This window comes from Plantactinospora sp. BB1 (assembly GCF_003030385.1).
Taxonomy (GTDB): domain Bacteria; phylum Actinomycetota; class Actinomycetes; order Mycobacteriales; family Micromonosporaceae; genus Plantactinospora.
The window spans coordinates 3,001,276-3,019,875 of record NZ_CP028159.1; the positions used below are offsets into that span (position 1 = coordinate 3,001,276).

Genomic DNA, 18,600 nt, shown 5'->3' on the forward strand with positions numbered 1-18,600 from the left:
CTGAGGGAGAGGACCGGATGAGGAGACCATGGCGGCTCGGCGGTCTGGCCGAGGTGCTGGCGCTGCCCGACGGCGCGGTCGCGGTGGTCGGCTTCACCCGCACTGCCCTGGGCGTACCGGCCGGTGCGGCGGACGTGCTGACCCTGCGGCTGGACCGGCGCGGCAGGCAGGTGCTGGCGGCGCAGTACGGCACCGCCCGGGACGACGCGGTGGACGCCTTCGGCGAGGAAAACGCCTACGCCACCCGGGCCGGCGACGGAAAACTGCTGGTCAGCGGCTTGACGACGGGGAGTCCGGCCGGTGCCGCGGCGCTCGGCAACGGCGACGTCTTCGTGTCGTCGGTCGACCCGACGGGAGGACTGCCGTGACCACGAGCGACGCCGCTCCGACCGCGCTGGCCGGGGTGAAGGTGGTGGAGCTGGCCACCCTGTTCGCCGGGCCGCTCGCCACCGCGTTCCTCGGCGACTTCGGCGCCGAGGTGGTCAAGGTGGAGCATCCGGCGAAACCCGACCCGTCCCGGGGACACGGGCCGGCGAAGGACGGGATCGGGTTGTGGTGGAAGGTGCTCGGCCGCAACAAGCGGACCGTCACCGCCAACCTCTCCGACCCGGCCGGCGCCGAGGTACTCCGCCGACTGGTCGCCGACGCCGACGTACTGGTGGAGAACTTCCGGCCCGGCACCCTGGAGCGCTGGGGGATCGGCCCGGCCGAGCTGCACGCGGTCAACCCCCGGCTGGTGATCGCCCGGATCAGCGGCTTCGGCCAGTTCGGCCCGTACGCCCGGCGGCCCGGGTTCGGCACCCTCGCCGAGGCGATGAGCGGGTTCGCCGCCGCGACCGGCGAGCCGGACGGTCCGCCGACGCTGCCGCCGTTCGGGCTGGCCGACTCGGTGACCGCGCTCGCCACCGCCTACGCGGTGATGCTGGCGCTGCGCGCCCGGGACGTCACCGGAGCCGGTCAGGTGGTCGACCTGGCGATCATCGAGCCGATCATGGCCATGCTCGGCCCGCAGATCACCTGGTACGACCAGCTCGGCTACATCCAGCCCCGGCTCGGCAACCGGTCGAACAACAACGCGCCCCGGAACACGTACCGGTGCGCGGACGGGCGCTGGGTGGCGGTGTCGACCAGTGCGCAGAGCATCGCCGAGCGGGTGCTCCGGCTGGTCGGCCGCCCTGAACTGATCGACGAGCCGTGGTTCGGCACCGGCAGCGGACGGGCCGCACACGCCGACGAGCTGGACGCCGCCGTCGGGACCTGGGTGGCGGCGCGGGACCGGGACGAGGTGGTGGCCGCCTTCGAGGAGGCGCAGGCGGCGGTCGCGCCGATCTACGACGTACCCGACATCCTCGCCGATCCGCAGTACACGGCGCTGGGAACGGCGGTCTCGGTGCCCGACCCCGACCTCGGGCCGGTGCGGATGCAGAACGTGCCGTTCCGGATGTCCGGCACGCCGGGACGGATCCGGCACACCGGCCGGGCACACGGTCAGGACACCGACGAGGTGTTGACCGCGCTCGGCCTCACCGCCGAGGAGATCGCGCAGTTGCGGGCGGCGGGAGCGATCTGATGCTGCTCACCCTGCTCTACGTGCCCGGCGACCGGCCGGACCGGTTCGGCAAGGCGGTCGACTCCGGTGCCGACGCGGTGATCGTGGACCTGGAGGACGCGGTGGTGGCGACCCGCAAGGCGTACGCCCGACAGGCCGCCGCCGAGTTCGTCGCCACCTCCCATCGGGTACCGGTCTTCGTCCGGGTCAACGAGCTGGCCGGACCGGATGTCGCCGCCGACCTCGACGCGCTGGCCGGTGCGCCGGGGCTGGCCGGGCTGCGACTGCCCAAAGTGGAATCGTCGGAGGCGGTGCGGACGGTCGCCGCGCGGGTGCCGGTGCCGCTGCATCCGCTGGTCGAGTCGGCGGTCGGGGTGGAGCGGGCGTACGAGATTGCCGGGGCAGATCCGGCGGTCGCCTCGATCGGGCTCGGCGAGGCGGACCTGCGCTCCGACCTCGGGGTGACCGCCGAGGACGGGCTCGCCTGGGTACGCGGCCGGATCGTCGTCGCCGCCCGCGCCGCCGGCCTGCCGCCCCCGCTCCTGCCGGTGTACGCCAACGTCACCGACCTGGCCGGACTGGCCGAGTCCTGCGCGGCCGGCCGCCGGATGGGTTTCGTCGGCCGGACCGCCATCCATCCCCGGCAGTTGCCGGTGATCGTGGCGGCGTTTCGGCCGTCGGCCGAGGAGGTGTCCCGGGCCCGGGAGCTGCTCGACGCGGTCGCCGAGGCACAGACCCGGGACTCCGGCACGGTGGTACTCCCGGACGGTCGCTTCGCCGACCGGGCCATGGTGGCGGCGGCCCGCCGTACGCTCGACCTCGCCGAGCGGTACGCGGCTGCCTGGTGATCCCCGGCGGTACCCGCCCGGCTCGTGATCGCGAGCGGGTGTCGGTGGTCGGTGGTCGGATCAGATCGCGGTGGACCGCCCACATCTGGGTGTCGGTGGGCTGTCATCCCTCAGGGGAGTGCTGTTCGATGGCGCGCTGGATCGCCCGGTAGATCTGCCCGAACCGCAGCGCGTCCGAGCTGCGCAGCAGCATCGCCTCCTCGCCCCGGTACTGCACCCACAGCTCCTGCACCTTCGCGCCGCGCTCGTACGACCGGTCGAGCCAGTACAGCGGGACCTCCAGGAACGGAAAGAGGGCCAACGCACCGACGACGAATACCGCCAGGACGATCGCCGCCAGCTTCCACTCGCCCCGGTCCTGTGCCGAGTACGCCAGCGACAGCACGCAGACGATCACCACCAGCGGCGGGATCGACAGCAGAAAGATGAGTACGCCCCGACCGGCGATCCGGCCCCGGGTCCGGGCCGTACCCGGGCCCCTGGCATGCCAGACGTACGACACCTCGGCGACCGGCACGGTGCGCCCGTTCACGTGGATGGTCTCGGAGGTTACCCGTACCGTGTCGTCCCGGTAATAGAGCGTCACCGTTCCAGCAAAGCGCGGCAGCCGGTGTGAGCGCCACCACCCCGCCCGGTCGGATTCGGGTCAGCCCTTGTCGACGCCCAGGGTCAGCCCTTCTCGACGCCAAGCCTCATCCCTTGTTGGCGCCGAGCGTCAGCCCGGCGACGAACTGCCGTTGCAGCACGAAGAAGACGATCAGCGTCGGCAGGGCGACCAGGATCGAACCGGCCGCCAGCAGGTTGTAGTCGGTGAAGTACACCGACCGCAGATTGTTCAGCGCGCTGGTCACCGGCAGCTTGTCGCCGGTGGACATCAGCACCACCGCCCAGAGGAAGTCGTTGTAGATCCAGGCGAATTCCAGGGTGCCGAGCGCGCCGAGCGCCGGGCGGACCAGCGGCAGCACCACCCGCCAGTACTGCCGCCACACCCCGGCCCCGTCCACCGTCGCCGCCTCGATCAGCTCGCGCGGGATGGTGTCCATGTAGTTGCTCAGCACGAAGACACAGAATCCGGTCTGGAACGCGACGTGGATCGCGATGATCCCCCAGTACGAGTCGTAGACCAGCTCGGACGGCCAGCTCATCCACCATGGCAGCGGCAGCTTGGTGTACATCAGGTAGAGCGGGGTCAGCACCACCTGCTGCGGCAGCAGGTTGCCGGCGGTGAAGAGGATCAACAGCAGGCGCCCGCCGGGCAGCCGGCGCCGTGAGATCAGGAACGCCACGAACGAGGCGAAGAAGAGCGTCAACACCACCGCCGGTACGGCGACCAGCAGCGTGTTCAGGAAGTGCCGGGGCAGGTTGCCGCCCTGCCACGCCTGCACGTAGTAGTCGAAGTTCAGCGTCTTCGGCAGCGAGAAGTACCCCTCGGCGGCGGTCTCCGCGTACGGCCGCAGCGAGGCGTAGAGCGGCAGCAGTAGTGGCACGAGCCAGCCCAGCGCCATCGCCCAGAGGAAGACCCGGATCACCACCCGCCACGGGCTCACCGGCCGCTTCCGGCGCGAACTGCCACCCACCGTCGACCGGCCCCCAGCAGCGACCCGTTCCCCGACACCTACACTCATGCCTCGTCCTCCCGCCGGAAGACCTGCACCAGGTAGACCGCGATGAAGCCGGTGGAGATCAGCAGCAGGATCACCGCGATCGCCGACCCGTACCCGATCCGGCTGGCCTCCCCGACGATGTTGTCGGTGACCAGCACCGAGAGCAGCTCAAGCCCATTCCGCCCCCGGTTGATCGCGTAGACGATGTCGAACGCCCGCAGCGCCTCGATGACGGTGATCACCAGGACGATCACGTTGACCGGCCGCAGCGTCGGGAACACCACCCGGAAGAAGGTCTGCGGCTCGTTCGCCCCGTCGATCGCCGCCGCCTCCTTCAGGGCCGGGTCGACGGCCTTCAGCCCGGCCAGGTAGAGCAGCATGACGTACCCGACGTGCCGCCAGCCGACCAGCAGCAGTACCGACCAGAGGTTGATCGACGGGTCGCCGAGCCAGTCGACCGGGTTGTCGGTCCGGCCCAGGAGCGCGTTCGCGGCCCCGTAGTCGCGGGAGAAGATGAGCTGGGCGAGGAAGCCGACCACCGCCAGCGAGAGCACCACCGGCAGGTAGAAGGCGGTCTGGTAGAAGCGGGTGAACCGCATCTCCCGGTCCAGCAGCACCGCCAGGAACAGCCCGAACGGGGTGGCGACCAGGCCGAGGAAGGCGAGCCAGAGCAGGTTGTGCCAGACCGCCGGCCAGAACGGCGGATAGTTGCTGACGATGTTGACGTAGTTGTCCAGCCCGACCGGCCGGATCTCGCCCAGCCCGTCCCAGGAGGTGAACGACAGCCCGATCGAGGCGAGCGCCGGCCCCCAGATCAGCGCCAGGTCGAGCAGCAGCGGCAGGCCGAGCAGCAGCCCGATCACCGCGATGTCGCGAGGGCTGAACCGGCCGATCCGGCGCCGCCGACGCCGGGCCGGCCTTCCGGGTACGTCGGCCGCCCGCCCAGCCTCGACCGGCGGTGCCGTCGGAGTCGGTGTCACCGGCGACCGCCGCTCAGGAGGCGAAGATGGTCTTCTTCTGCGACTCGATCCGCCTACACAGCCCGTCGATGTCGTTCGGGGCGTTCAGGAAGCTCTGCAACGAGGGAATCATCACCGTGGAGGCGAAGTCCGGCCGGGTGTCCCGGTCGAGGAACTGGGAGATCTGCTTCGCCCCGCTGACCAGCTCGACCGCCTTCTTCTGCAACGCGCTGTACCCGCTGGTGTCGGCGCCGTTGTGCGTGGCGACGTTGTTCGGGTCGCTCTTCAGGTACGCGTTCTGCGCCTCGGCGCTGGCCAGATAGCGGAGCAGCTCCTTCGCTCCGTCGACGTTCTTCACCTTGCTGGAGATCATGAAGCCGTCGATCGGCGCCTCGACCGCGTCCTGCCCGTGCGCCTCGACGATCTGCGGGAACGGGAAGAAGTCCATGTCGGCGGCGACCTCGCCCTGGAACTGCTGGCCGACGAACATCCCGAGCAGGTACATCCCGGTCTGCTTCTGGCCCAGCGACTGCGCCGCCTCCTGCCAGGTGCGCCCGTTCGCCCCCGGCTGGCAGTACGGCAGCAGCTCCCGCCAGAGCGTGAAGACCTGCTTGACCCGACTGTCCTCCCAGGACTCCTTGCCGGCCATCAGGTTGACGTGGAAGTCGTACCCGTTGCTGCGCATGTTGATGTAGTCGAAGGTGCCCATCGCGGGCCAGCCGTCCTTGTCGGCCATCGCGATCGGGATCAGCCCGTCCGAGCGCATCTTCGCGGCGAGCGCCTTGAGGTCGTCCCAGGTCTTCGGGACCTGGTAACCCCGCTCCTGGAAGACGCTCTTCCGATAGAACATCGCCCACGGGTAGTAGTAGAACGGCACGAAGTACTGCTTGCCGTCGGTACCGGTGGAGGCCTGCTTCATCGCGGCCGAGAAGTCGCCACCGACCGACTGCCAGATGTCGGAGATGTCGGTGGCCAGCCCCTGCGCGGCGAAATACTGCATCCGGAAGCCGGAGAACCAGGTGAAGACGTCGTCCGGAGTCGCCTGGAGGTAGCGGGTGATGTTCTCCTGGAAGGTGTTGTGGTCGACGGTGTTGATCTTCACGTCGAGACCTGAGCCGGCGAGCACCTCGGCGATCGCCTTCTTCGGCACCTCGTCGGAGTAGTTCGAGCCGAAGGTCACCGTCCCGCCGCCGCTGCCGCCCTCGGTCGGCTTCTCGCAGCCGGCCAGCCCCGCCGGCAGGGCCAGGGCACCGGCCGTGACGGCGACGCCACCGAGCAGACGCCGCCGGTCGAGCATGCCCGGTGCGGGGCCGGACGCGGGGCGGGAGGTCGCGGGCGGAACGGACGGGCCGGACGGGAAAGTCGCCATCGTGTCTCCTCGCGCCGCTGCGGGTGGGGTCGACCACCGATTCGCAGCAGCCGATCCGCGCACGAAACCTGCCGGCAACAGTAGGAGGGTTGGCGGAGGAGGGTCAAGGACTTAGATCAATTGATGCCGGATCGACCGGCGCGCGGAACCCGAAAGCGACCGGCGAGCTGTCGTCGCCGGTCGTCGCCGGCCTACCCGCCGAGGACGTCGTCGACCGTGCTGGCGTTGACGGCGCGGCGGAGCCAGCTGTCGAGCTGGGCCAGGTCGGTGCAGCCGAGGATCTGCTCGCGGGCCTCGTCGGGTACGGCGACGCCACGCCCTTCGAGCACCGTCAGGATCGCCCGGGCCTCCCCTCGGGCCTCGCCCTGCTTCTCGTATCGGGCGGCAAGCTCACGCAGCAGATCGCTGCGAAATTCGTAGTCCGCCATGGTGGTCATGAAGGCCTCCCAACGAGTCCGGACCGCCGCCGGCAGTCCGGCCAGTACGACGTCATAATACAAGATTGCCGTTTTCGGACCGACCGAGCGAAGCGCCTCCATCAGCGCCGGAAAGGTGGCTTCCACCTGGGCGTTCTGGCCGTGACAGATGGCCGAGAGGACGGCCAGCGCCGGGTTGGTTCGGGCCAGGTCCACGTCCACGACCAGCGGCACGTCGTTCGGGGTGAAGATGAGCGGTCGCAGCGACAGGCTCAACCCGTCGAACTCGAACAGCCCCCGGTAGCGGCGGGCGGTCCGGAGGTCCGGGCAGTAGACCAGCAACGCCGTATCGACATCCAACTCGGCTTCGAGTTGGGCCACGTAGAGCTTCCAGGTGCGTCGCTTCGTGGCGTCCCAGCGGCGCTGGATCTCCAGTACGGCCGCCAGCAGTGGCCGGTCGGCCGGGTCGCAGAAGAGCAGCATGCTGTCCGCGTGGTAGGTGCGCGGGACCAGTACCCGTACGTCGGTGGCGTGCGGACGGGCGTGGTGGTAGTCCGGAACCTTCACGTCGAACACGTGCGTCAGCAGCCAGGCCACCAGGCTCGGGTCGAGCTTGGCCAGGGCGACCGGGGACTCGTGCTCGGCACTCGGCATGGCGGGTACGTTAGGAGAGCGGTACGACACTTGCGGTGATGGCGACGCGGGCGGGCGTCGGAGCGCTTCGCCGGTCAGCGGTTGCGGCTCGGAGTGGCGGTCGCGGCCTGTTCGACGGCCCGCTCCAGGGCCCGGTAGACCTGGCCGAACCGCAGCGCGTCGCCGGTGCTGAGCAACCGGACCGGCAGCCCGCGCCACTGTGCCCAGATCTCCAGCCGGTGCGCGCCCCGGGCGTAACTGCGGTCGACGTGCTCCAGCAGGAAGTCGGCGACCGGAGCGGCGGCCAGCCCCACCAGGACGGAACCGCCGACGATCGCGATGGTGGCGGTGAGCGAGGTGTGCAGGCGTACCGCGATCACGATGCCGATGGCGGCGGCGACCAGCGGGCCGACGAGCCCGGCCAGCAGCGCGCCCCGGCCGGCGAGGGTGCCCCAGGAGCGGGCGCCCCGGACGTGCCAGACCCGGGCCACCTCGGCCAGCGGATAGGCCCGGCCGTCGACGCGGATCGCCTCGGAGGTGATCCGTATGGTGCGGTCGTCGTAGTAGGTGGTCATCGCCGTTCCGCTCGGTGAGTCCGACGTGCTCAGCGTATCCGGAAACGTTACCCAGCAGGTGCCGCCCCGAATCCACACCGACCTGCGGGGGCTGGCCGAACGCCCGTTAGGGTGAGCCTCGCGACTTCGACGTGGAGGTGGGCTGTGGGCGACTTGGTCCGGGTGGACATCAACGAGGGCATCGGCACGATCCGGTTGGACCGCCCGCCGATGAACGCGCTGAACACGCAGGTGCAGGAGGAGTTGCGCGCCGCCGCCACCGCGGTCTCCGCCGATCCGGACGTCCGCGCGGTCATCGTGTACGGCGGGGAGAAGGTCTTCGCGGCCGGCGCGGACATCAAGGAGATGGCCGACATGTCGTACGTCGACATGGCGGAGCGGGCCGCCGATCTCTCCAGCGCGCTCGGTGCCCTGGCCCGGATCCCGAAGCCGGTGGTCGCGGCGATCACCGGGTACGCCCTCGGCGGCGGCTGCGAACTCGCGCTGGCCTGTGACTGGCGGGTGGTCGCCGACGACGCGAAGCTCGGTCAGCCGGAGATCAAGCTCGGCATCATCCCCGGTGCGGGCGGCACGCAGCGGCTGGCCCGGCTGGTCGGCCCGGCCCGGGCCAAGGATCTGATCATGTCGGGTCGGATGGTCGACGCCGCCGAGGCGCTCCGGATCGGTCTCGCCGACCGGGTGGCCCCGGCCGATCGGGTCTACGCCGAGGCGGTGGCGCTGGTCCGGCCGTACCTGACCGGTCCGGCCCAGGCGCTGCGGGCGGCCAAGCAGGCGGTGGACGGCGGACTGGAGATGGATCTCGCCTCCGCGCTGGCCTGGGAGAGTCAGCTCTTCGCCGCGCTCTTCGCCACCGACGACCGCCGGGAGGGGATGGCCGCCTTCGTCGAGAAGCGCCGCCCCGACTTCACCGGCCGGTGACCCCCGGCCGGGCGGATAGGCGAGTGTCTCTCACGTTCTTTCCAGCCGACCGGTAACCTCGCAGGAACCCGGCCGGACGGGCGGCGGGCACGGCGGACGACGAGCACGGCGGACGACAGGAGCGGCGATGACGGATCGGATCGAAGGACACGGCGGCGACCTGGCCCTCGCGGCCCTGCGGGCGTACGGCGTGCGGGAGATGTTCACCCTCTCCGGCGGCCACGTCTTCCCGCTGTACGACGCGGCGCACCGTACCGGCTTTCCGATCTACGACGTCCGGCACGAGCAGTCGGCCGTCTTCGCCGCCGAGGCGGTCGCCAAGTTGCAGCGCCGGCCGGGACTGGCCGTGCTCACCGCCGGCCCCGGCGTCACCAACGGGATCTCCGGGCTGACCAGTGCCTTCTTCAACGCCTCCCCGGTGCTGGTGCTCGGCGGCAGGGCGCCGGCCTTCCGCTGGGGTTCGGGCAGCCTCCAGGAGATCGACCACGTACCGCTGGTCGCCCCGGTGACCAAGCACGCCGGCACGGTCTGGTCGACCGACGACGTACCGGGTGCGGTCGCCGAGGCGCTGACCACCGCGCTGACCCCGCACCGGGGGCCGGTCTTCCTGGACCTGCCGCTGGAGGTGATCTTCTCCACCGGTGACGTGGCGGTGCCGGCCGGGCCGGCGATCGCGCCCGTCGAGCCGGACCCGGAGGAGGTGGCGAAGGCCGCCCGGTTGATCGCCGAGGCCGAGCGGCCGGTGATCATCGCCGGCTCCGACGTCTACGCGGGGGACGCCGTCGAGGCGCTGCGGGCCGCCGCCGAGGCGCTCCGGGTACCCGTCTTCACCAACGGGATGGGCCGGGGCGCCCTGCCGCCCGGCCATCCGCTCAGCTTCGCCAAGGCCCGCCGGGCCGCGCTCGGCGGCGCCGACCTGGTCGTGGTGGTCGGCACCCCGCTGGACTTCCGGCTCGGCTTCGGCGACTTCGGCGATGCCACGGTGGTGCACGTGGTCGACGCGCCGAGCCAGCGGGCCCAGCACGTCGAGCCGACCGTCAGCCCGGCCGGCGACCTGCGGCTGATCCTGACCGCCTTCGCCGAGCACCCCGGTGACCGGGCCGACCACGAGTCGTGGATCGACGGGCTGCGTACCGCCGAGGAGGCCGCCCGGGCCAGGGACGCGGCGGCGATGGCGGCCGAGACCGACCCGATCAAGCCGGCCCGGGTCTACGGCGAGCTGCGCCGGGCACTCGCCCCGGACGCGGTCACCATCGGCGACGGCGGCGACTTCGTCTCGTACGCCGGCCGCTACCTGGAGCCGGCCCAGCCCGGCACCTGGCTCGACCCCGGCCCGTACGGCTGCCTCGGCACCGGCATGGGCTACGCGATGGGGGCCAGGGTCAGCCACCCCGACCGGCAGATCTGCGTACTGATGGGCGACGGTGCGGCCGGCTTCTCGCTGATGGACGTCGAGTCGCTGGTCCGGCAGAAGCTGCCCGTGGTGATCGTGGTCGGCAACAACGGCATCTGGGGCCTGGAGAAGCACCCGATGCGCGGCATGTACGGCTACGACGTCGCCGCCGACCTCCAGCCCGAGCTGCGGTACGACCAGGTGGTGACCGCGCTCGGCGGTGCGGGCGAGACGGTGGCGAAGGCGGCCGACCTGGGGCCGGCGCTGGAGCGGGCCTTCGACGCCGGCGTGCCGTACCTGGTCAACGTGCTGACCGACCCGGCCGACGCCTACCCACGCTCCTCCAACCTCGCCTGACCCTGCCCGACCAGTCCCGGCCGCCCGGCTGCCGGGCCTGACCGTGACGGGATCGGCCGGTCAGCGGGACCGGTCGGCGGGGTCGGTCCACCACTCGGCCGGGCCGATCGGCGGAGCCCGGAACTCGGACTCGTCCGCCGCCTCGACCTGGTGTGCCGGCTGGGTCGCGTCGGTCGTCGGCGATCGGCCCGAGCCGGCGTGTGCCGGGTCGAGCTGTTCGGTCGGTGCGGGGATGCCCGGCCCGGCGACCACGGTCAGGTCGGTGACCCGCAGCGGCGGCTCCGCGCCCGCCCGGCGCGACCCGCCGCTCCACCAGGCCCGGTGCGCGTCCCGCCCGCCCGGCCCGGCCGCGTCGGGGTCGCGGGCCGCGAGCAGCGGCAGCAGCAGTACGCCGAGGACGAACGGTGCGGCCATGTAGCGGGCGGCCTGCGCGTTGTTGACGACCAGTACCGAGAGCTGGTTGCCGAGGCTCAGCGTGGCCAGGGCCAGCAACGCGCGGTCCCGTCGGCGCCAGGCCAGCAGCCCGACCGTCAGGTACGCCAGGTAGGCCCAGGTGGCACCGCGCCACAGCAGCCACTCGGGCTGGCCGACCCGGCTGGCGAGCACGTCCGCCGCCTCGCTGACCGGCTCGCCGAGCGGCCGGCTGTATGCGACGGCCAGCACCTCCGGCCGCTGGAACCTCGGATCCCGTTCGAGATAGATCGGCAGCGCCCAGGCGGTCGGGTTGGCCCGCAACCCGCCGGCCGGGGTGGGGCGCCAGGCGATGGAACCCCGACACGTCCGGGCGGCGAGCACCGTCTCCGGCGAACGGCGTACCAGGCGCCACCAGGCCGACAGCAGTTCGTCGTGGTGCGCCGCGGCGGCCCGGCGGTCGAAGTCGGGGTGGTAGACCGTGGAGTCGACGGTGTAGCAGTCCGCCGACTGGCGCCAGTGTGTCAGCGGCGCCACCTTCGTCAGCAGGGCCAGATCGGCGGCGGGGAAGTCGGCCGGCCGTTCGGCGTACCCGATCGCCAGGTCGGCGAGGAACGCCTCGTAGGCCACGATGGACTCGCTGTCCCGTACCCCGAGGGCGGGCAGCAGGGTCCAGTTCGTCAGCAGCGCGACCGTGGCGGCCACCACCCCGGCGAGCAGCACCCGCAGCGCCAACCCGCGCAGCAGCAGCGCCAGCAGCACGGTGACGATCGCCGCCACCACGAAGCCGTTCTGCCGGAACAGGCAGCTCAGGGTCAGTTCGGCGACGAGGGCGCCGAGCAGCCCCCAGGACGGTCGCCGGCTCTCTCCGGCCGGACGTCCGGCCGCCCACGGTGCCGGGGCGGCGTGCCGGACGACCGTACCGAAGGCGTTGCCGCCGGCTGCCGGACCGCGACCGTTCGGCTGCGCCGGGGTGCCGGTGCGGTCCGGCCGGCGTACGGCGAGCAGCCGGGCCACCGTGCCGAGCAGGAAGACGTGGCAGACGACGTACGGCACGTCCTTCCAGACGCAGACCGTGAAGGTGCCGACCGGAGGCAGCGCGACGAGCACCACCGCGGCGCTGGCCCAGGCCCAGGCCGGGCCGCCGATCCGGCGCAGCCCGGTGACCGCGTACGCCAGGCCGGCGGCCAGCGCGGCGGTCTGGGCCAGGGTCAGCGCGCCGATTCCGCCGGTGAGTCGCACCGACAGCCAGACCAGTGCGGTGTAGCTGACCGGGTGGTGGGTGTTCCAGTTGCCGGTGGTGGCCTGCCAGACGTGGTCGAGCGAGTCCGGGCTGAACAGGCCGGGATAGCGGGCGGCCCACCAGAACAGCAGTACCGCCTGGGCCAGCCCGAAGGTCAGCACGCCGAGCCTGGTCGGTGAGTCCCCGAGCCACCCCGGTCGGCGGGGCCGGCGGTCGTCGGGCTCCGCCGAACCGTCCGCCGGCCATGCCGGCCCGGTCACCACCCCGTGTGCCATGCCTGTCGTCCTTCGCCCCGGGCGCGGCCGCGCCAATCAGCGGTGCGAGGGGTGGTGGGCACCGATCTCGGCCATGCTACGGCCGGGCAGGGTCACGGGTCCCCGGAACGGCGGACTCCGTCGGTGGCCCGCCACCGGGCGGTCGAGCGCCGGCAGCGGGTTCTGCGGTACCGGACCGGGGGATCGGTCAGACGTCCGGCTTGTCCTCTTCGCGGGGCGGCTCGCTGTCCCGGCGCCGCAGTTCCTCCTCCCGGCGCCGGAGGTCCCGCTCCCAGTTGTCGAAGAGTTCGCGGTCGCGCTTCGACCGCTCGTCGTCCAGGGAACGGAGGAACTCCGGGTCGTCGTCCGGGGCGAGCGGCGGCCGGCGGTCCCGACCACCGCCCGGACGCCCACCGGCGGGACGCCCACCGGCGGCCGGCCGTTCGGTGCGGGCCGGCCGGCCGGCGACGAACCAGGCGATCGAGCCGACCAGCGGGAAGAAGAGGATGATCAGGACCCAGGCGAACCGGGGGAGGGCGCGGATCTCGTCGTCCTCGGCCGACAGGCAGCTGATCAGAGCGACGACGGCCAGGATGAGCTGTCCGATGGCGAGGAGCGCGTAGAGGCGGACCATCTGGCCATGATGACGTACCGGTCGGGGTCAGTGCACCGACGCCAGCACCAGCAGCAGGCCGAGTACGGCGAAACCGGCGGTGACCAGGGCGGTCACCGGTAGCGCCGGACCGGGGCGGAGTCGCCGGCCGGCGATCCGCGGAAAGGTCACCAGCAGCACGCCGAGCCAGCCCAGCCCGGCCAGCGCGGTGACCAGCGCCCCGACCGTACCGTTCGACAGGGCCAGCCGGGCGGCGAGCACCGCCACCACGCCGACCGCGAGTACGGTGCGCCGCCACGCGAGCCGGGTCCGCTCGCCGGCCAGCCCGGCGTCCCGCCCCGGTGGCGGGTGCCGGGGACCGCCCCGTTCCAGGCTCACGGCTCCCGGCCGCCCTGCACCAGCACCGCCACCACGAGGAGTACCGCACCGAGCCCGACCAGCAGGGCGAGTACGGCGGGGAACCGGGAGGTGGGAAGCTCGTCGCCGAGCCGGATCGCCCGCTCGGTACGGGCCCAGTGGTCCACCGCCCGGACCGCCACCGCGCCGCCGAGCAGCAGCAGCGCCACGGCGAGCGCCTCGCGCAGGTGCGGTACCGGCATCGGGGGGAGGAACTGGGCGACGGCGAGTCCACCGGCGATCAGCGCCAGCCCGGTACGCAGCCAGGCCAGGAAGGTGCGTTCGTTGGCCAGCGAGAAGCGGTAGTCCGGCGTCTCGCCGACCTCCCGCAGCTCGCGCGGGTCGAACCACCGCCGGACCGCCTGGTACACGTTCGGAGATTATCGGGTGGACATCGCCCGTAGCCTGGGCGGGTGAGCGACCTCGACGCCGAGCTGCTGCGGACGGCCTACGACAACCAGTTGCGGGCCCGCCCGCCGGAGCCGGTGCCGGCGGGTGTGACGGTGGACCGGGACGGTCCGCTGCTGCGGATCCAGGGGCTGGACCGGGGCGGCTTCGTGACGTACCGGGATCTGGCTGGCCTGACCGGGGCGGCGCTGGACGAGTTGATCGTGCGGCAGCGGAACTTCTTCGGCGGGCTGGGCCAGCCGGTGGAGTGGAAGTTGCACGGCCACGACCTGCCGGCGGACCTGCCGGACCGGTTGGTGGCCGCCGGTTTCGTGCCGGAGGAGCGGGAGACCGTGGTGATCGGCCCGGTCGCGTCACTGGCGGCGACGCTGCCGGTGCCGCCCGAAGGGGTACGCCTGCGTGAGGTGACCGAGCGTGCCGACCTGGACCGGATCGCGGAGCTGAAGACGCGGGTCTGGGGTGGCGACGACGACGGGAGCTGGCTGGCCGACGGGTTGGAGCGGGAGCTGGCCGCCGGTGCGGAGCTGGACCAGCCGCCGCTGGCCATCGTGGTGGCCGAGACCGACGACGAGCTGGTCAGCGCCGCCTGGGTCCGGTTCGTCTCCGGCACCCGGTTCGCCACCCTGTGGGGTGGGGCGACCCTGCCGCACTGGCGTCGCCGGGGCATCTACCGGTCGCTGCTGGCCCACCGGGCCCGGCTGGCCGACGCCCGGGGTTTCAGCCTGTTGCAGGTGGACGCCTCGGAGGAGAGCCGGCCAATTCTCCAGCGGCTCGGCTTCGTCCCGGTCACCACCACCACGCCGTACGTCTACACTCCGAACCCGTGACGCAACCGCTGACCGAGGAGGAGCGGGCGACCCTGAAGGGTGCCGCGTTCGGTGCGGTCTATCTGGTGTCGAGCGCCGAACCGGGCGCGTTCTCCATGATCAAGGAGAGTCTGGCCGCGTCGGATGCCTTCGCCGGTACCACCGGGCTGGTCCGGGAACTGCTCACCACCGGCGCGCTGCCCCGGCTGCCCGGCGGGTCGCCGGCCGAGGTGCCGGCGGCGGTGCTGCCGGCGCTGCGCCGGTCGGTGGAGATCCTCAGGTCGAAGGCGCCCGACGAGGTGGCGAGTTACCGCTCGGCGGTGTTGCGCGCCACCGAGCAGGTCGCCCGGGCGCACGAGGGGATCAGCCCGGGTGAGGCGGCGGCAATGGCCACCGTGCGGGAGGCGCTGGACGCGGCGGGCTGAGCCGGCGCGCCCGGCCGGACGCGATGGTCGGGCGGGTGACGGTGAGCCGGCTCACTCCGGAGCGGCCCGAGCCGTATGCTACTTGCGGGTAACATTAGCCGTAAGTAACGCCACACCTTCTCCCGCGCCGGCCCGTCGGTCTTCGGTTGACCGATCGTTAAGGAACGCGGGAGGCTGCTCCCGAGCAACCCGGCGGGATCGCCACGATCAGCGGGGATCGGCATTCACAGGAGGGTCGTCGAAGCGCGATGAACATCGTCGTACTCGTCAAGCAGGTGCCCGACTCGGGCGCGGACCGCAACCTGCGCAGTGACGACAACACCGTCGACCGGGGGTCGGCAAACAACGTCATCAACGAGATGGACGAGTACGCCATCGAGGAGGCGTTGCGGATCAAGGAGGCGCAGGGCGGCGAGGTGACCGTGCTGACCATGGGTCCGGAGAAGGCCGCCGAGTCGATCCGCAAGGCGCTGTCGATGGGACCGGACAAGGCCGTGCACGTCCTCGACGACGCCCTGCACGGCTCCTGCGCGGTGGCCACCTCCAAGGTGCTCGCCGCCGCCCTCGGCCAGCTCGGCGCCGACCTGGTGCTCTGCGGTGCCGAGTCCACCGACGGCCGGGTGCAGGTGATGCCGCACATGCTCGCCGAGCGGCTCGGCATCGCCGCGCTGACCGGCGCCCGCAAGCTGACCGTGGAGGGCGGCAACCTCACGGTGGAGCGGCAGACCGAGGAGGGCTACGAGGTGGTCGCCGCCGCGACCCCGGCCGTGGTCTCGGTCTGGGACACCATCAACGAGCCGCGCTACCCCTCCTTCAAGGGCATCATGGCGGCCAAGAAGAAGCCCGTGCAGACGCTCTCCCTGGCCGACCTGGGCATCGCCGCCGACGAGGTCGGCTTCGCCGGCGCCACCAGTACGGTGCTCGACCACAGCCGCCGCCCCGAGCGGTCCGGCGGCGAGCGGATCACCGACGACGGCACCGGCGGCACGAAGCTGGTCGAGTTCCTCGCCACCGAGAAGTTCGTCTGAGCGCGACCGGGAATCAGGAGGAGAAGTCATGACCGAGGTTCTCGTCGTCGTCGAGGCGACCCGCGAGTTCGGCGTCAAGAAGGTCACGCTCGAACTGCTCACCCTCGCCCGCGAGCTGGGTACGCCGGCAGCGGTGGTGCTCGGCGGACCCGGCGCCGCCGCCGCGCTCGGCGACAGGCTGGGCGAGTACGGCGCGGAGAAGATCTACGCGGCCGAGCACGAGGAGATCGACGGCCACCTGGTGGCGCCGAAGGCGACCGTACTGGCCGAGCTGGTCCGTCGGGTGCAGCCGGCCGCCGTGCTGCTCGCCTCCAGCCAGGAGGGGAAGGAGATCGCCGCCCGGCTGGCGGTCAAGCTGGACAACGGCATCCTCACCGACGTGGTCGGACTCGCCGCCGACGGCACCGCCACCCAGGTCGCCTTCGCGGGCTCGACCATCGTCACCTCGAAGGTGACCCGCGGCCTGCCGCTGGTGACCCTGCGGCCGAACTCGGTCACCCCGAGCCCGGCCGCCGCCACCCCCGCCGTCGAGCAGCTCGACGTCACGCTCGGCGAGACCGACAAGCTCGCCCGGGTGGTCGAGCGGGTCGCCGAGCAGAAGGGCAGCCGGCCGGAGCTGACCGAGGCGTCGGTGGTGGTCTCCGGCGGTCGCGGCGTCGGCAACGCCGACAACTTCAAGCTGGTAGAGGAGCTGGCCGACCTGCTCGGCGGCGCGGTGGGCGCCTCCCGGGCCGCCGTCGACTCCGGCTTCTATCCGCACCAGTTCCAGGTGGGGCAGACCGGCAAGACCGTCTCGCCGCAGCTCTACGTGGCGCTCGGCATCTCCGGTGCGATCCAGCATCGGGCCGGCATGCAGACCTCGAAGACGATCGTCGCGGTGAACAAGGACGCCGAGGCACCGATCTTCGAGCTGGCCGACTTCGGCGTGGTCGGCGACCTGTTCAAGGTCGTACCGCAGGCGGCTGAAGAAATCCGCAAGCGGCGATAGCCGGAAGTATGCCCTCGGCGGGTCACCACCCGCCGACGGCGGTGTGACGTGCGATACCCGGCCGGGCGCCCCCAGGGCATCCGGCCGGGTTTCGTCGCTGGCCAGGGGTGTGATCCGCGCTCGGGGCGGTGCCGCCGGGCCGGTGACGCACGGCCGGGCGGCCGGGTGGGCGGTCCGGACCCTGGCACTAGGCTGGACGTTGATGACTTACCTTGATCACGCGGCCACCACTCCGATGCTCGAAGAGGCGTTGGAGGCGTACGTCGCGACCGCTCGCGAGGTCGGCAACCCGTCGTCACTGCACGCCGCCGGCCGGGTGGCCCGACGCCGGGTGGAGGAGTCCCGCGAGCGGGTCGCCGCCGCCCTGGGCGCCCGACCCTCCGAGGTGGTCTTCACCGGTGGCGGGACCGAGAGCGACAACCTCGCGGTCAAGGGCATCTTCTGGGCACGCCGGGCCGCCGACCCGGGGCGGATCCGGGTGGTGGCCAGCGCGGTGGAGCACCACGCGGTGCTGGACTCGGTCGAGTGGCTGGCCGCCCGCGAGGGTGCGGCCGCGAACTGGCTGCCGGTCGACCAGACCGGTCGACTCGACCCCGACCGGCTGGCGGCGGAACTCGACGCGCACGCCGACGAGGTCGCCCTGGTCACCGCCATGTGGGCGAACAACGAGGTGGGCAGCGTCCAGCCGATCGCCGCGCTCGCCGAGGTGGCCGCCGCGTACGGCATCCCGTTCCACACCGACGCGGTGCAGGCGGTCGGCCAGGTACCGGTCGACTTCGCCGCCAGCGGGGTGGCCGCGCTGACCGTCACCGGGCACAAGCTCGGCGGACCGGTCGGGGTGGGTGCGCTGCTGCTCGGCCGGGACGTCGGCTGCACCCCGGTGCTGCACGGCGGCGGGCAGGAGCGGGACGTCCGCTCGGGCACCCTGGACGCGGCCGGGATCGTCGCCTTCGCCGTCGCGGTCGAGGCGGCGGTCAAGGCCCAGCAGGAGTACGCGACGCGGGTCGCCGCGCTCCGCGACGACCTGGTGGCCCGGGTCCGGCAGGCGGTGCCGGAGGCGCTCTACAACGGCGACCCGACCGAGCGGCTGCCCGGAAACGCGCACTTCTCCTTCCCCGGCTGCGAGGGGGACGCCCTGCTCATGCTCCTGGACGCGCAGGGGATCGCCTGCTCGACCGGGTCGGCCTGCTCGGCGGGGGTGGCGCAGCCCTCGCACGTGCTGCTGGCGATGGGTGCCGACGACGACCGGGCCCGGTCGTCGCTGCGGTTCTCGCTCGGGCACACCTCGACCGCCGCCGACGTCGACGCGCTGGTCGCCGCGCTGCCCGGAGTGGTCGAGCGGGCCCGCCGGGCCGGCGCGGTCAAGTCGGCCCGGAGCTGACACCCTTCAGGTGTCAGGAGGGCCCC

The 18,600-nt window shown here is 72.3% G+C and carries 20 protein-coding genes; 10 read left to right on the top strand and 10 right to left on the bottom strand.

Annotated features, from left to right (window positions below; all coding sequences use genetic code 11):
- The first annotated feature begins 17 nt into the window (after nucleotides 1-17).
- From C6W10_RS13040 to C6W10_RS13050, 3 genes are read left to right on the top strand one after another with little or no spacing between them, the layout of a single operon-like run.
- A complete protein-coding gene (locus C6W10_RS13040; protein ID WP_107258303.1) occupies nucleotides 18-368 on the top strand; it encodes a hypothetical protein in 351 nt (116 codons plus the stop codon).
- Nucleotides 365-1,570 (top strand): CaiB/BaiF CoA-transferase family protein, encoded by a 1,206-nt coding sequence (locus tag C6W10_RS13045; RefSeq protein ID WP_107258304.1) that lies wholly within the window; start codon nucleotides 365-367, stop codon nucleotides 1,568-1,570. The genes C6W10_RS13040 and C6W10_RS13045 overlap by 4 nt, the downstream gene beginning before the upstream one ends.
- Nucleotides 1,570-2,397 carry a CoA ester lyase gene (locus tag C6W10_RS13050; RefSeq protein WP_107258305.1) on the top strand — a complete coding sequence of 276 codons (828 nt, stop codon included), beginning with the start codon at nucleotides 1,570-1,572 and terminating at the stop codon, nucleotides 2,395-2,397. The genes C6W10_RS13045 and C6W10_RS13050 overlap by 1 nt, the downstream gene beginning before the upstream one ends.
- Nucleotides 2,398-2,500: 103 nt before the next feature.
- Here the strand turns inward: C6W10_RS13050 and C6W10_RS13055 are convergent, their stop codons facing one another.
- The 6 genes from C6W10_RS13055 to C6W10_RS13080 all read right to left on the bottom strand — a co-directional run bounded on the left by C6W10_RS13055 (nucleotide 2,501) and on the right by C6W10_RS13080 (nucleotide 7,953).
- Entirely contained in the window at nucleotides 2,501-2,983 is a 483-nt protein-coding gene (locus tag C6W10_RS13055) for a DUF6232 family protein (protein WP_107258306.1), read from the bottom strand.
- Nucleotides 2,984-3,089: 106 nt separating this feature from the next.
- On the bottom strand, nucleotides 3,090-3,944 hold the full coding sequence (locus C6W10_RS13060; RefSeq protein ID WP_234361734.1) for a carbohydrate ABC transporter permease: 855 nt from the start codon (nucleotides 3,942-3,944) through the stop codon (nucleotides 3,090-3,092).
- 74 nt (nucleotides 3,945-4,018) lie between these two features.
- Entirely contained in the window at nucleotides 4,019-4,981 is a 963-nt protein-coding gene (locus tag C6W10_RS13065) for a carbohydrate ABC transporter permease (protein ID WP_107258308.1), read from the bottom strand.
- A gap of 13 nt (nucleotides 4,982-4,994) precedes the next feature.
- The gene (locus C6W10_RS13070) at nucleotides 4,995-6,329 is read right to left on the bottom strand and encodes an ABC transporter substrate-binding protein (RefSeq protein WP_107258309.1); all 1,335 of its coding nucleotides are present in this window, start codon (nucleotides 6,327-6,329) and stop codon (nucleotides 4,995-4,997) included.
- A 191-nt stretch (nucleotides 6,330-6,520) separates the two neighbouring features.
- Complete coding sequence (locus C6W10_RS13075; RefSeq protein WP_107258310.1) at nucleotides 6,521-7,399, bottom strand: hypothetical protein; 879 nt, start codon at nucleotides 7,397-7,399, stop codon at nucleotides 6,521-6,523.
- Nucleotides 7,400-7,473: 74 nt separating this feature from the next.
- Nucleotides 7,474-7,953, bottom strand: a complete 480-nt coding sequence (locus tag C6W10_RS13080) for a DUF6232 family protein (RefSeq protein WP_107258311.1) — start codon at nucleotides 7,951-7,953, stop codon at nucleotides 7,474-7,476.
- Between the two features lie 144 nt (nucleotides 7,954-8,097).
- Here C6W10_RS13080 and C6W10_RS13085 point away from each other — a divergent pair, with 144 nt between their 5' ends.
- Nucleotides 8,098-8,871 carry an enoyl-CoA hydratase-related protein gene (locus C6W10_RS13085; protein WP_107258312.1) on the top strand — a complete coding sequence of 258 codons (774 nt, stop codon included), beginning with the start codon at nucleotides 8,098-8,100 and terminating at the stop codon, nucleotides 8,869-8,871.
- Between the two features lie 127 nt (nucleotides 8,872-8,998).
- Nucleotides 8,999-10,621, top strand: a complete 1,623-nt coding sequence (locus C6W10_RS13090; RefSeq protein ID WP_107258313.1) for an acetolactate synthase — start codon at nucleotides 8,999-9,001, stop codon at nucleotides 10,619-10,621.
- Between the two features lie 60 nt (nucleotides 10,622-10,681).
- Here the strand turns inward: C6W10_RS13090 and C6W10_RS13095 are convergent, their stop codons facing one another.
- The 4 genes from C6W10_RS13095 to C6W10_RS13110 all read right to left on the bottom strand — a co-directional run bounded on the left by C6W10_RS13095 (nucleotide 10,682) and on the right by C6W10_RS13110 (nucleotide 13,909).
- Entirely contained in the window at nucleotides 10,682-12,550 is a 1,869-nt protein-coding gene (locus tag C6W10_RS13095) for a hypothetical protein (protein WP_107258314.1), read from the bottom strand.
- A gap of 187 nt (nucleotides 12,551-12,737) precedes the next feature.
- A complete protein-coding gene (locus tag C6W10_RS13100) occupies nucleotides 12,738-13,163 on the bottom strand; it encodes a PLD nuclease N-terminal domain-containing protein (RefSeq protein ID WP_107258315.1) in 426 nt (141 codons plus the stop codon).
- A gap of 27 nt (nucleotides 13,164-13,190) precedes the next feature.
- Nucleotides 13,191-13,520: a DUF202 domain-containing protein gene (locus C6W10_RS13105; RefSeq protein WP_107258316.1), complete on the bottom strand. Its 330-nt coding sequence runs from the start codon at nucleotides 13,518-13,520 to the stop codon at nucleotides 13,191-13,193.
- Nucleotides 13,517-13,909: a YidH family protein gene (locus C6W10_RS13110; protein ID WP_107258317.1), complete on the bottom strand. Its 393-nt coding sequence runs from the start codon at nucleotides 13,907-13,909 to the stop codon at nucleotides 13,517-13,519. The genes C6W10_RS13105 and C6W10_RS13110 overlap by 4 nt, the downstream gene beginning before the upstream one ends.
- Before the next feature lie 42 nt (nucleotides 13,910-13,951).
- Between C6W10_RS13110 and C6W10_RS13115 the strand changes: the two genes are divergently transcribed.
- The 5 genes from C6W10_RS13115 (at nucleotide 13,952) to C6W10_RS13135 (ending at nucleotide 18,574) form a co-directional block, all read left to right on the top strand.
- Nucleotides 13,952-14,773 carry a GNAT family N-acetyltransferase gene (locus C6W10_RS13115; protein WP_107258318.1) on the top strand — a complete coding sequence of 274 codons (822 nt, stop codon included), beginning with the start codon at nucleotides 13,952-13,954 and terminating at the stop codon, nucleotides 14,771-14,773.
- Nucleotides 14,770-15,177 (top strand): hypothetical protein, encoded by a 408-nt coding sequence (locus C6W10_RS13120; protein ID WP_107258319.1) that lies wholly within the window; start codon nucleotides 14,770-14,772, stop codon nucleotides 15,175-15,177. Before C6W10_RS13115 ends, C6W10_RS13120 begins: the two co-directional genes overlap by 4 nt.
- Before the next feature lie 248 nt (nucleotides 15,178-15,425).
- Nucleotides 15,426-16,205: an electron transfer flavoprotein subunit beta/FixA family protein gene (locus tag C6W10_RS13125; RefSeq protein WP_107258320.1), complete on the top strand. Its 780-nt coding sequence runs from the start codon at nucleotides 15,426-15,428 to the stop codon at nucleotides 16,203-16,205.
- Nucleotides 16,206-16,233: 28 nt separating this feature from the next.
- Nucleotides 16,234-17,193 carry an electron transfer flavoprotein subunit alpha/FixB family protein gene (locus C6W10_RS13130; RefSeq protein ID WP_107258321.1) on the top strand — a complete coding sequence of 320 codons (960 nt, stop codon included), beginning with the start codon at nucleotides 16,234-16,236 and terminating at the stop codon, nucleotides 17,191-17,193.
- A gap of 202 nt (nucleotides 17,194-17,395) precedes the next feature.
- Entirely contained in the window at nucleotides 17,396-18,574 is a 1,179-nt protein-coding gene (locus tag C6W10_RS13135; protein WP_107263906.1) for a cysteine desulfurase family protein, read from the top strand.
- Nucleotides 18,575-18,600 lie beyond the last annotated feature (26 nt).